The sequence below is a fragment of the Spirosoma profusum genome (assembly GCF_014699005.1).
GTDB lineage: Bacteria > Bacteroidota > Bacteroidia > Cytophagales > Spirosomataceae > Spirosoma > Spirosoma profusum.
Genome location: NZ_JACWZY010000009.1, coordinates 74,207 through 87,161, shown reverse-complemented (window position 1 = coordinate 87,161; position 12,955 = coordinate 74,207). Strand labels below are relative to the sequence as shown.

Below are 12,955 nucleotides of genomic sequence, written 5' to 3'. Positions count from 1 at the left end.
TGAAATAGCAAAAGACTTTATTTCAGTACGTTAATTTCCCGTAACCATTTCACTACGTCCGTTTCGGCTTCTTTTGCCTTTTCTCCTTGAATAACCAGCAATTGACCATCCCGTTCCGAGCCGCCCCGCATCGTAAAACCGTCTACTACGTTGCTATTGGGACACAGTTCCTTTACGGTCTGGAACGTAGTGCCAATGCCATAGCCGCCATTGGTATTGAACGGAATGACCGTTTTGCCTTTTAACTCATATTGACGCAAAAAGCTTTTCATCGGCGGAGGCAACTGCATACCCCAGGTGGGGAAGCCGACGAACACTACGTCGTATTGCTGGATGTTGTCAATTTTTGTTTTTAACGGAGGCAGGAAACCGGTTTCATTTTCCCTGGCTACCTGTTCTACCGTAGCCCGATAGTTTTCGGGATAGGGATTTTCCAGCTCGAGGGCCACTAATTTTCCGCCTACATGCTGGTGAATGATGTCCGCTATCGCCCTGGTATTGCTTGTTCGCGACAAATACACGATCAATACGTTGCGGGGAACTAACGTAGCATCAACGGTAGACGTAACACTCTCCGTTTGAGAAGAACAAGCCCCGATCAACAGAAGAAATGCCAGCAGGCTATGCATTATCATTTTCATTTCGTTCCGATTTCAACTCGTCCTGGTTAATAAACGAGGTACAGGTTTACTTCTTTATCGGTGCTTCAACTCTGGGAAAAACAAGCATCACCTCCGGCAGACACTCGTCCTTCAGCTCGATCTTTGTCAATTCCGTATTGAATTACTTGCGTTCAGCGGCCGTAAACTATACTAACGTTCCGTTTTTTTTATCGTCGGTGAGACAAAAAACGAAATCCCTGATTAATGCTTAATAACATGGGTGTCCCGAACACTGGAAAATGTTAAGGCTAACATTTTCCAGTCACTCGCCTGTTTTTTATAGACTTCCGTAACGGTAAACTCCGTTTTTGCCTCACTGCCCCGAACCATGGCCACCAGCGTAATGCGGCTCCAGATGATGGCCGTGTTGTCAAATAGCTCGACCGCTACATCGTGTACATCCGCGTTCTTGTACCAAATGCTTCCGGTTTTAATAATGTCGAGTTCTTCGTCCTTTTTCCAGGTTCCACTCATATGGACAAATTTTGACTTGTCATCGAAGAGTACAGCCAGTTTGTCAACATTCTTGTCGGCCATCCACTGCCACTTTTGCCTGGAGAGATCTATGATTTCCTGTTGGGCCCTGGTGGGGGCGGTTGCCGAAGAGTTGGTTGAGGCCGTTTGGGCGAAGGATGCCTGCGTACCCATCAGCAGTAAACACAGGCCGAGAATTGATGCTTTCATTTAGCGAATGATTTAAAGGGTTAACGCTACTTTGTCGTGTTTACGACGATTCCTGGTTTAGTAATGCAACTAGTTTTTAACGGGCCTCATTAGCCTGGAAAATGAGAGTTGGCCCATCGTCCATTTGCCGTTTTCTTTTACGTATACCTCCGTCACCATAAATGGATTGGTGACTTCGTTGCCGCCCACGACGGCCACCAGATCAATGTCACTCAACAGGATGGCCGTATTGCCAATCATGTTGAAGGTTGTTGCATAGACGCTCGCTTTCTTGTACCAGATGTTTCCGCTTTTAATAACCTCTAGTTCCCGGCTCTTGCCCCAACTGCCGCCCATGTGAACGAACATCGATTTTTCATCAAATAAGGCGGTTAGCTTGTCCACATTCTTGTCGGCCATCCACTGCCATTTATCCTTCGAGAGCGTAATAATTTCCTGCTCAGCACTTGTGGAATTGGTTGCCGGAGGATTCGTTTGGGCAAAGGCCGATAGCAGGCCCATGCTGAAGAAACACAGACTAAGAATTGATGCTTTCATGCTGGTTTTTATCCGTTTATACTGGTTTGTTGTGTTCATTATTCCCGTGATTTACTGGTTAAGTTGTTCGTTCGCCCAACCATTTTACCATGGCCGGATCACGATGATCGAAAAAGAGACTTGCATTTGTATCCAGGGTTTTGATCGCTTCCATATCGTCAGCGCTTAACTCAAAATCGAGGCTGTTGACGTTTTCCTCCATTCGTTCTTTGCGAACAGATTTAGGAATGGCCACTACGTTCCTTTGAGTCAGCCAGCGCAGGACAACCTGAGCAATGGATTTATTGTATTTTTCACCAATTGAACGTAGCAGTTCATTCTGGAAAAGATCGTTTTTCCCCTCGGCAAAGGGTCCCCAAGACTCAATTTGCACATTATTATCGATCAGAAATTGCTGCGTATCAACTTGCTGATGAAACGGATGGGTCTCAATCTGATTGACCGCTGGAACGATTTCGTTATGAATAATCAGGTCAATGAGCCGGTCGGGCAGGAAATTGCTGACGCCAATGGCACGAATCTTTCCTTCTTTGTATAGCTCCTGCATGGCTCGCCACTCGCCGTACACATCTCCGAAAGGCTGGTGAATCAGGTATAAATCAAGGTAGTCGAGTTGCAACTTTCTGAGGGAATTCTCGAAGGCTTTCTTTGTACCCTCGTAGCCATCAGACTGAATCCAGAGCTTGGTGGTGATAAATAAGTCTTTTCTGGGTACACCACTTTTTTTGATGGCCTTCCCTACTGCTTCTTCGTTACCATAGGAAGCTGCGGTATCAATCAGGCGGTATCCGGTAGCAATGGCATCCAGAACGCTACGTTCACATTCGGCCGGATCAGGTACCTGGAATACGCCAAATCCCAAAATGGGCATTTCAACCCCATTGTTTAAAACTACTTGTTGCATTGGCATTTTACATTTACAGGGCAAAGGTCTCCTCATTTCTTCGCCCAAATGGTATACAGATTACGGGGATTACTACCATTATTCCTGATTATTATTTACGCATCAGGAAGGGTAGCAGGAAAGCGGTAATTTTGGACTAGATAAATAACCGTGCTATGGATACCTTGCGCCGATTTGAGACAATAAATGAGTACAACGACTTTAACAATAACGAAACGCTACACCCACTGGTCAGTGTCGTCGATCTATCCAAAGCTGATCCACGGCAAGGCTCCCGCATGTATTTTGGCTTTTACACCGTTTTTTTAAAGGATGTCAAATGTGGTGATCTGGTCTATGGGCGGCATACCTATGATTACCAGGAAGGCACATTGGTTTTCTTGGCACCAGGTCAGGTGGCCGGTATAAATAGCAATGGAGAAACGTATCAACCAAAAGGGTATGCGCTGGTCTTTCATCCAGATCTCATTCACGGTACTTCACTGGGCCGGCACATACAGGACTACACGTTCTTCGGCTACCAATTCTACGAAGCCCTGCATTTGTCAAAGCGAGAACGGGACATTGTGCTGGACTGCTTTTCTAAAATTGACTACGAATTGGAGCACGCCATTGACAAGCATAGTAAGCGACTGATTGTGAGCAATATTGAGTTGTTTTTGAATTACTGTGTCCGCTTCTATGATCGCCAGTTCATAACCCGTAATCATGTGCATGTTAGTATTATAGAGCGGTTTGAACATTTGTTGAATGAGTTTTTTCAGACCGACAAACCTCAGATTATTGGCCTGCCGTCTGTAACTTATTGTGCGGGGGAATTGAATTTGTCAGCTAACTATTTTGGCGACCTTATCAAAAAAGAGACCGGTAAAACTGCACAGGAATATATCCAGGCTAAAGTCATTGATGTAGCTAAGGAACGAATATTTGATCATAACAAATCGATTAGTCAAATAGCCTATGATTTAGGCTTTAAGTATCCCCAGCATTTTATACGTTTGTTTAAACAACGGGTTGGTCAATCGCCCAATGAGTACCGAATCGTTCATAACAATTAACGTAAATCGGTCCAGTGGAGCTGTCGTTTTGCTTACTGGACCGATTTACGTTAAAATGCCAGCGTATTCCGTTACCCTTATTGTTTATCAATGCGATACAGTCTTCCCCCGTCAGTAATGGCATATAAGGCTCCGTCTGTACCCTGGGTTATATCCCGGAAACGCTGCCCCTCACTAGCCAGCAACCGTTCTTCACCGACAACCCGGTTATTTTCGATCACCAGTCGCACAATGTGCATACCACTCAACGACCCAATAAACAGGTTGTTTTGCCACTCTGGGATGCGATTACTGGCGTAGAACGTCATGCCACTGGGCGAAACTACTGGATCCCAATAATAAACGGGCTGTTCCAGCCCTTCCCGTTGTTGAATACCATCTCCTACCCGGCTACCGCTGTATTCGAGGCCATACGTAATGGTTGGCCAGCCATAATTTGCACCCGCCTGAATACGATTTAGCTCGTCTCCTCCCCGTGGCCCATGTTCACTTTGCCACAAATCACCCGTTGTCGGATGGATAGCAAGCCCCTGAGGATTCCGATGCCCATACGTATATAATTCGGGGCGGGCACCTGCTTGTGTGGCCAATGGATTGCCAGCAGTGGGGGTACCGTCTTTAGTTATACGAATAATTTTCCCCAGTCCAGAATTCAGCGATTGGGCTTGAAGCCGGGTAACGTTGTCAGCCCGCTCCCCCGTGCTGACGAGCAGGTTGCCAGCCGGATCGATGACGATTCGACCTCCATAATGCGCCGTTCCTCTATAGGCCGGCAAAGCGCGGTAAATGACCGTTACGCCTTCAAATCGGGTCTCATCCTGTGACAACAGACCTTTGGCAACCGCCGTCAGGTTACCATCTGCCGTTGATTCAGAAAATACCCAGTAGACAGTCCGATTTGTGACAAAAGCGGGATCGATCCGCACACCCAAAAGTCCCCCCTGGCCCGCCGGATTGACAGTTGGAATACCGGTAATTGGTGCACCAAGTTGACCTGTGGACGTAGCAATGCGCATGGCACCTGTTTTTTGGGTGATAAGTAGTCTACCATCCGGCAGGCTGGCAATGCCCCATGGACTGGTAAGTGCTGTCGTTAGTACTGTACTTGCGTAGCTGATGGTGGTGCGCACCCCGGCTACTCGGGTCTGTCCCGTAAAGGCTGGCCTGTAGGTTGAATTGGGCGGATTCGTTTCAACCGGCGACGTACTGGTTGTCGTTGTTCCAGTACTGGGAGGTGTGGTTCCCGTTGAGGGTGGGTTTGGGTTGTCTGCTACGTCCGATTTACACGAAGCAAATGCAAAAAAGGAACTGGCAGTAGCCGTAATGAGCAGCATTCGATTTTTCATAGTACGTTGATTGTTTTGGTATAACGTCAAAAAAAGTCGGATTCGCGAATCCGACTTTTTTGACGTGCAGGAATCCTATTAATTCGACTTTGCTGACGTAGCAGCCTTCTCCATTACGTCCAGTCTGGCTTTTCGGTCATCGGGTGTATTGGCGGCTGATCCATCGGCTCGGAACTCGAAGACCTCACTCTTTTTCGGATCGTAAACGGGCCATGGGGGCATTCCTTTGCCATTGGGATCACCCGTCCTGGCAAAATTGGCCCAATAGGTATTCATCAACTGAGCAACTTCTTTGTCTTTCGGAGCAACGGTGACGCCGTTACGTTCTCTCAGATTATCGAACACATACGGAATTTCAGATGCGTGTGCCGCGCCATATTTCATCCGCTGTTGCATAGAGGGCGAAACATAGGAAAAAAGATAAACGTAAGCGGGCGCACCCTTGGCGACAAAGGCTCGTGCCGTGAAACGCGCTGGCTCCGCCCACACCTTGTCCGTGTTAACCAGGGTGAGCATTTTGGCGAAATCATCATTGCTGGCTGAAGCATAGGCTGTGGTCAACTCTTCCTTGACGTCGGGGAATAAGGTGAGCAGTTCTTCCTTTGACCGGGCATTGATAAAACCAGCCGGTACTTCAGCACTGTTTGTTCCAATAATTAACGGAACGCGTGGTGCCTTACCGGCTTTGTAGGCACTCTCGGCTGTTTCTACCACCAGATTCCCATCCAGAATCGGCCCTGAATAAGTTGGCGGACCACCCTGACCGGCCGTTTCCTGTCCGTCATCTACAATTTCGGCGGCACTGAGCGCACGAAGTTTGGCCAGTGCAGCCGCATCGGCACCCTCGATATTGTATCGTTTGGCGAAGTTTACACCGATAGTTTGAGCTGATACAGGATAGTTCAAATCTGCATTTTCCTTGCTGATTGGCCGCCCGGTGAGCACGCCATCCCGACCGCCACCCGACTCGATGAGCGCTTTGTGGAAAAGGCCTTTTGCAGCCGGTATGGTTAAGAGAGACTGTACAGAGACGCCACCCGCCGACTCCCCGAAGATAGTCACATTGGCAGGATCACCACCAAATGCAGCGATGTTCTTCTGTACCCATTGCAGGGCAGCGATCTGATCCAGATAAGCATAGTTGCCTTTGGGTTCAGCCGAATTTTCCTGACTCAGGGCAGGGAAAGCAAAAAAACCGAGCCTCCCCAACCGATAGTTGATGGATACCAGCATAATGCCCTGTTTGGCAAAGGCATCGCCCGAAAAATCATGGCCACCACCACTTCCGAAAACAAACGCTCCACCATGAATCCATACCATTACTGGCAGTTTTGATTTCTCAGTGGTATTGGCCGGTCGCCACACATTCAGAAACAGACAATCCTCGGATGAATTTTTCGACATACCCGAGCCACGCGGCCAGCCAGCCTGTGGGCAATCCGCACAAAACTTAGTGGCATCGCGATCTCCCTGCCAGGCAATTACTGGTTGAGGTGGTCGCCAGCGATTGGCACCGACGGGTGGTGCTGCATAAGGAATACCCTTGAAGCTGGAAACGTCTCCTTCGATTGCACCGCGCACGACTCCAGAGGCAGTACGTACCGTAAGCAATGGTAGCTGCGCCTGTACGTGGTGGGTCATCAGAAAGGCAAATCCCAGGATTATTTTTTTCACGATGCTTTAGTTTAGAATATGACCGTTGTGTTTTGTCTGCGTATCAGGTGTGACACCCCATTCTGACCAGGGTTATATGCGCTTATCCAAAACAGGTTTAAACGGTTGATTATAGTGCCGTTTGCCCGTAGTTTTATACAACGCATTGGCCACAGCACCAAATACCGGAGGGAAAGGAGGCTCTCCTAACCCGGTTGGATCAAGGTCATTTTCGACAAAGTGAACCTCAATCTGCTTAGGTGCTTCGTTATGACGTATCATGCGGTAGTTGTGGAAGTTCGATTGTTCAGCAGCCCCAGCCTTATGCGTCAGAGCACCATAAAATGCATTACCGATCCCGTCGACCACCGCTCCCTGCACCATATTGGTTGCCGCATCGGGATTTATCACAATACCACAATCCATCGCACTCAATACCCGCTCCACATAGGGTTGACCATCACGAGTTACCATATCCACTACGTGAGCTGCGTACGAGTTATGACAGAAGTAAGCGGCAACCCCACGATGGTACTTTTCATTACCTGGTTTGTTCCAGCCTGACTTGTCTTTTACCAGTTTCAGGACACCTGCATATCGGTCGGGATCATACTCATTATTTTTACCGACCGGGGACTCCTTAGCTCGTTTTAAGAGTTCCAGTCTAAATTCGATGGGGTCTTTGCCCATTGCTTCGGCCACTTCATCCAGAAATGATTGCTCAGCGGCTGCGTTGAAATTGGAGCGTGGGGCGCGGAAGGCTCCAATCGTGATGTTGGACGGAATCTCCCAGCCTTCGGCCAGGTAATTATCGACGGCTCCAGCCGGAAACCGGTTGGCGTGGATCGCATGCTCAGGTATGCCACCCCCTTTTACATGAAACGCAATCAGGTTTTTGTTCGCATCTAAAGCCGCCCGATACGTAGCGGTATACATCGGACGATAGATGCCGTAAGTCATGTCATCCTCCCGGGTATAAATCAGTTTGATCGGCGCTTTGGCTTTTTTCGAGATCAGAGCCGCTTCGGTCAGATAATGGCCATAAGCTCGACGGCCGAAACCCCCACCCATCCGGGTCATCTGAATCTCAATCTTGTCGGCCGGAAGCTTTAAAATTTTTGATAGTGTCGGTTCTGTCCAACCCGGTGCCTGCAACGGGCCTACCAACAGCGCTTTTTCTTCCGTAACATGGGCGAAGAAATTCATCGGCTCCATGCAGTTATGAGCCAGAAACGGTGCGTTATAGGTACGTTCGATAATCTGAGCCGCATTTTTGAAAGCGGTTTCAGGATCGCCGTCTTTCCTCAATTGCTGAGCCGATTTTTTGGCGTATTCGGCCATTTTGTCAAGCTGGGCACTAGTACTTTCGAGTCCGCCCGGAACAGTAACTTCCCGTTTTCCTCCTCTGCCCATCATGGTGTCTTTGGTATCGCCGGCAGGTTCCCATTCCACTTTTAACTTTTTGCGGGCATTCATCACTTCCCAGGTCGTTTTGCCCACGACGACCAACAAATCGTTGAATGTACGGGTATCAAAACCGCCCTGCTCGAAACTATCTTCGTACAATTTGAGGCTGAAGACATCCTTAATACCCGGCATTTTGAGGGTTTGTGAAGCATCAAACGATTTCAGTTTCATGCCGAAGGCAGGCGGGTGCTGAATCATAGCGATAAGCATACCTTCCTGGCGATAATCCAACCCGAACAGTGGTTTGCCGGTGACTATTTTTTGTCCTTCCACATTTTTCTTCGATTTCCGGACAATCGAAAAATCCTTTGGAGCCTTTAATTTCATGCCTTTCGGCACAGCGAGAGTAGCAGCTTTAGTTGCCATTTCGCCATATTTCGCCGATTTTCCGCTCGAGTGCTGTAACATGCCAGCTTTGGTCGTTACGTCATCAACGGGCACACTCCACGTTTGAGCGGCTGCTTCCCGAAGCATTTGGCGGGCGGCCGCTCCAGCTTCTCGTAATGGCTTCCAATACATTCGAACTGAATTGCTTCCACCCGTAAACTGAGGCCCTAACTTCGTATTGTCGTGATGGCCCATTTCAACAACCACGTTTTTCCAGTCGACGTCTAATTCCTCGGCCAGAATCATCGGCAGCGACGTCATTACGTTCTGACCAAATTCGGGATTTGGGCACAGCAGTTTTACTACGTTGTCTGCGGTGATTTGAATGTAAGCATTGAGTTGTGACCATTGCGGAGGCAAGTTCAGTGCTTCTAATTTGTCAGCCGCTTTAAAGCTTGATAACCAGCTCACGCTAAGCATCATACCGCCACCTGAAAGTAGCGAAGCCTTTAAGAAAGAACGCCGATTATAAGTCGTTTTGTTAGTATCCATGGTCAGGGTTTATTTACGAGTGGACGACGTATTAGCTTCTTTAGCCGCCGATTTGATGGCTTCTTTAATACGTAGGTACGTACCACAGCGACAGATGTTGCCACTCATATACGCATCGATGTCGGCGTCAGTGGGCTTGGGATTTTCCTTTAGTAGTGAGGCCGCTGTCATGATTTGCCCGGCCTGGCAGTAGCCGCACTGTGCTACGTCGTGCTCCAGCCAGGCCTTCTGTACGGGGTGATCGCCCTTGGCCGACAGTCCTTCAATCGTCGTTACAGCCTGCTTGCCAACGGCTGAAACAGGTAGCTGGCAGGAAGGTACTGCTACGCCGTTTAAATGCACCTTGCAGGCCCCGCACTGGGCAATACCACAGCCATACTTGGTGCCGGGCAGGTCCAGATGATCGCGTAATACCCAAAGCATAGGCGTCGACGGATCGACGTTTACCTGCTTGATTTTTCCGTTGATTTTTAGATTATAAATAGCCACAGTTATAGGGTTTATTTCGTTACGTAAAATACTTAATTACAAGTCAATATAGACTCATGATCAATACAAAACAACCTCATCGGCGATAGTTAAGCGCTCATGAATGGGGCCAGGTCTGTCAGTCAGAAAACCGGCTGGCCGTCGACTAAAAAAGGCTTTGATTTCGCTTAGAATAGAAAGCGCTATCTCATCCGGTGTTTCTGCGCCCAGGTCCAGGCCAATTGGGGAATGCACCCGTTTGAGCGATGCCGGGGTAAATGACTCGCCTGTTCGATCCCAGTGGATTTTCATCTTTTCGTAGCGCTTTCGCGGGCCAAGCACACCGATGTAGGGTACCTCCGTTTGCAGAAGGCTTGTTAATACAGCTAAGTCATAGTTGTAATTATGAGACATCAAAACGGCTGCTGTTCGATCGGTGAATGACAATTTCTCCGTTACAGCTTCGGCATCGGCGTAGAGCAAACAGGTAGCCGCCGGAAATCGTTTAGGGGCCAGGTGAGCGATACAATCTTCGGTCACCGTTACAGACCAGCCGATTTCTGTGGCTAGCTGGGTGAGTGGAATCGTATCATAGCCAGCGCCAAAAATCACCAGTTCGATACCTGGGTCCATACGCTCGATAAAAACCTCAACGCCACCAAAAGCCAAGGGTATCATTGTTGTCAAAGGCTTTCCGACTTGCATGACTAGCTCCATATCGTGCCGAAGCCAGTTTGGAATGACGTCTGTTGCATGGCCAGTCAGGACAAAACGACGGCCTTCTAGTAAATCGACAGTGTGCGTTTTACGGCAAACGGTTGCGATTACCCGGCGATCCCGGTGCTGACTAAACTCACGCAACAAGGCAATGGGATTAAATGGATTAGCTGGATCAATCGGCTCGATAAACACATCGATAATGCCGTTGCAGCCGAGTCCTACGCCCAGGCTGTTGGCATCATCGTCCATCGTATCATAACGTACCACCATCGGTCTACCATCCAGCATTACCTGACGAGCTTTTCGAAGGGCGTCACCTTCCAGACAACCGCCACTGATGGCACCTTCCCAGCGTCCATCGTCGGTGACCAGCATTCGGGCTCCTGGACGTCGATATGCCGACCCTTCCACGTACACAACCGTAGCCAACGCCACCCGGCGCTGGCTAAAGTCAATCTGATCATAAACGGCCAGTATACGATTGAGTTCTTTCATAACCTCACAAAGATCTTGTCTATATTAGTGGTAGCTGGTATACAGATTACAGATGTTACTACCATTTTTACTGATTTAGCCGGATCGTCCAGTAATTCCATGTTCGGAGAGGCTATTTTTGAGAGCAGTGGAAATAGCCAAATTTTTAAAAGCAGGATGTAGTTTTGTTGTGGCCCCTACGGCTTATTTTACCTCAATCACTACCCTACTTGATTGCTTCGCATCGAAAATCTTTTCCTTAACCAATCAGGCGTATGAACCCAATCGACCGGAGAACATTTTTAGGGCAATTATCACTGGCAACGGCTGCCATTTACGTACCCCGATATGGGTTTTCATCGGATGGTCAAGCCGCTGATTTTGTTGAGGTTGATACCGCTTATGGGCGGCTCAAAGGCATGCGAAATGATGGAGTGAGCATATTCAAAGGAATACCTTACAGTGGTCGGGTATCCGGTGATCGGCGTTTTCGCCGACCGGCCCCGCTCGAGTCCTGGACCGGCGTTCGGGATGCGTTACAGGTTGGCCCACCGGCCATTCAGGCTCCCCGACGTAACGAACCAGCCCCTGCCGAAGACTGTCTGTTTCTGAACGTCTGGACCCCAGCCACCGACAATCGCAAACGCCCCGTAATGTTCTATAGCCACGGCGGTGGGTTCGTGATCGGTTCTGGTGCTTCAGCGAGTCAGGATGGATCAAGCCTGGCCCGAAATTTCGATGTGGTGGTTGTGGAGACCAACCACCGACTCGGGTTACTGGGCTTTCTTTATCTGGATGAGATTGCCGGTAGCGACTACGCCGGATCAGGCAATATGGGCATGCTGGATATTACGGCTGGCCTGAAATGGGTTCACGACAACATTGCTCAATTTGGGGGCGACCCGACTAACGTAATGATTTGGGGTGAATCGGGGGGCGGGGCTAAAACCTCCTGCCTGTATGCCATGCCCGAAGCGGCTCCATACTTCAATAAGGCATCAATCGAGAGCGGACCAGGTGTTCGGATGACGCCCAGGGACGTAGCAGCCGAAACGACGGCTATGCTCCTGAAAGAGTTAAACATTGCCCCCAAAGACTGGCGAAAATTGCTGGACGTACCGGCAGTTGATCTGTTAACCATTCAGGGAAAATTACCATTTGTACCACCCTTTCAGGAAAAAAATCGGAATCAGGGTACAATGCGTCGTAATTACGGTGGGTTTGGGCCGGTGGTTGATGACGTAGTGCTTCCTCATCATCCTTTCGATCCAGGCGCACCAGCTATTTCACTCAACAAACCCCTTCTGGTTGGCTGGAATGAAGACGAATACACTTTTTTTGCCTGGGAACGAAAAGACACGGAATTCACTAAATTGGACTTCGAGGGGCTTCAGAAAAAACTTGAGCCGCCGTACGGAACAGATGCTGCCAAGATTGTCGACACCTACCGGAAAGCCAATCCTAAATCCTCGGCTCCGGATATATTTATTGCGGTTTCGTCCATTACCATGATGGGCCTGGGTTCAGTGGACATTGCCGAGAAAAAAGCAAAACAGGGAGGTGCATCGGTATACCTTTACAACTTCGGCTATAAATCCGAAAAGAAGATTCCCGGTACGGATTATGCGATGGGAACGCCCCACGCAATGGATATTTCGTTCAAGTTCAACAACGAAATTCCACCCCGCGACGGCTCTGCTCCTAAAGAGAGTTTCTTTGGCGGCAATCGACCTGAACGATTTGCGGCTTCACATCATTTTGCTGAACTATGGACCACTTTCGCACGCACTGGCAAGCCAGCCGCCAAAGACGTACCAGCATGGCCTGCCTACAACCTGAAAACCCGACCAACGATGCGGATCGACACCACCTGTGAGGTAATTAACAATCGGTTCAATGACGAGTTAGCCATGTGGCGGTCACTCGGCAAGCTGTAATAACTGTCGGCATGTTAACAGGGCCTATCTAAAGCACAAAAGCGGAAAATACGTTACGTGTCCTCCGCTTTTGTGTGTAATACTGAGTGTAAATCCTACACTTAATTTATACTCATTTGTGGAGACGGCGAAACTAAGCATTAGTCATCTCAAGTTACTCGCGCCC

The 12,955-nt window shown here is 48.9% G+C and carries 11 protein-coding genes; 2 read left to right on the top strand and 9 right to left on the bottom strand.

Translation table 11 applies throughout. The features are described from left to right. Window positions 1–17 precede the first annotated feature (17 nt). From IC229_RS12990 to IC229_RS12975, 4 genes are all read right to left on the bottom strand, one after another. Window positions 18–641 carry a flavodoxin gene (locus IC229_RS12990; protein ID WP_190887412.1) on the bottom strand — a complete coding sequence of 208 codons (624 nt, stop codon included), beginning with the start codon at window positions 639–641 and terminating at the stop codon, window positions 18–20. Window positions 642–863: 222 nt separating this feature from the next. After that, window positions 864–1,346, bottom strand: a complete 483-nt coding sequence (locus tag IC229_RS12985; RefSeq protein WP_190887411.1) for a nuclear transport factor 2 family protein — start codon at window positions 1,344–1,346, stop codon at window positions 864–866. Window positions 1,347–1,415: 69 nt separating this feature from the next. After that, on the bottom strand, window positions 1,416–1,883 hold the full coding sequence (locus IC229_RS12980) for a nuclear transport factor 2 family protein (RefSeq protein WP_190887410.1): 468 nt from the start codon (window positions 1,881–1,883) through the stop codon (window positions 1,416–1,418). 58 nt (window positions 1,884–1,941) lie between these two features. After that, window positions 1,942–2,787 carry an aldo/keto reductase gene (locus IC229_RS12975; RefSeq protein WP_190887409.1) on the bottom strand — a complete coding sequence of 282 codons (846 nt, stop codon included), beginning with the start codon at window positions 2,785–2,787 and terminating at the stop codon, window positions 1,942–1,944. A 155-nt stretch (window positions 2,788–2,942) separates the two neighbouring features. Here IC229_RS12975 and IC229_RS12970 point away from each other — a divergent pair, with 155 nt between their 5' ends. Beyond that, complete coding sequence (locus IC229_RS12970) at window positions 2,943–3,845, top strand: helix-turn-helix domain-containing protein (protein WP_190887408.1); 903 nt, start codon at window positions 2,943–2,945, stop codon at window positions 3,843–3,845. A 77-nt stretch (window positions 3,846–3,922) separates the two neighbouring features. Here the strand turns inward: IC229_RS12970 and IC229_RS12965 are convergent, their stop codons facing one another. The 5 genes from IC229_RS12965 to IC229_RS12945 form a co-directional block, all read right to left on the bottom strand. Further along, window positions 3,923–5,191: a PQQ-dependent sugar dehydrogenase gene (locus IC229_RS12965; protein WP_190887407.1), complete on the bottom strand. Its 1,269-nt coding sequence runs from the start codon at window positions 5,189–5,191 to the stop codon at window positions 3,923–3,925. Between the two features lie 78 nt (window positions 5,192–5,269). Further along, window positions 5,270–6,865, bottom strand: a complete 1,596-nt coding sequence (locus IC229_RS12960) for a carboxylesterase/lipase family protein (RefSeq protein ID WP_317171564.1) — start codon at window positions 6,863–6,865, stop codon at window positions 5,270–5,272. Window positions 6,866–6,937: 72 nt separating this feature from the next. Then, entirely contained in the window at window positions 6,938–9,190 is a 2,253-nt protein-coding gene (locus IC229_RS12955) for a xanthine dehydrogenase family protein molybdopterin-binding subunit (protein ID WP_190887406.1), read from the bottom strand. Window positions 9,191–9,199: 9 nt separating this feature from the next. After that, window positions 9,200–9,679: a (2Fe-2S)-binding protein gene (locus IC229_RS12950; protein ID WP_317171563.1), complete on the bottom strand. Its 480-nt coding sequence runs from the start codon at window positions 9,677–9,679 to the stop codon at window positions 9,200–9,202. A gap of 60 nt (window positions 9,680–9,739) precedes the next feature. Further along, on the bottom strand, window positions 9,740–10,873 hold the full coding sequence (locus IC229_RS12945) for an XdhC family protein (protein WP_190887405.1): 1,134 nt from the start codon (window positions 10,871–10,873) through the stop codon (window positions 9,740–9,742). A gap of 254 nt (window positions 10,874–11,127) precedes the next feature. Here IC229_RS12945 and IC229_RS12940 point away from each other — a divergent pair, with 254 nt between their 5' ends. Continuing rightward, window positions 11,128–12,789, top strand: a complete 1,662-nt coding sequence (locus tag IC229_RS12940; RefSeq protein ID WP_190887404.1) for a carboxylesterase/lipase family protein — start codon at window positions 11,128–11,130, stop codon at window positions 12,787–12,789. Window positions 12,790–12,955 lie beyond the last annotated feature (166 nt).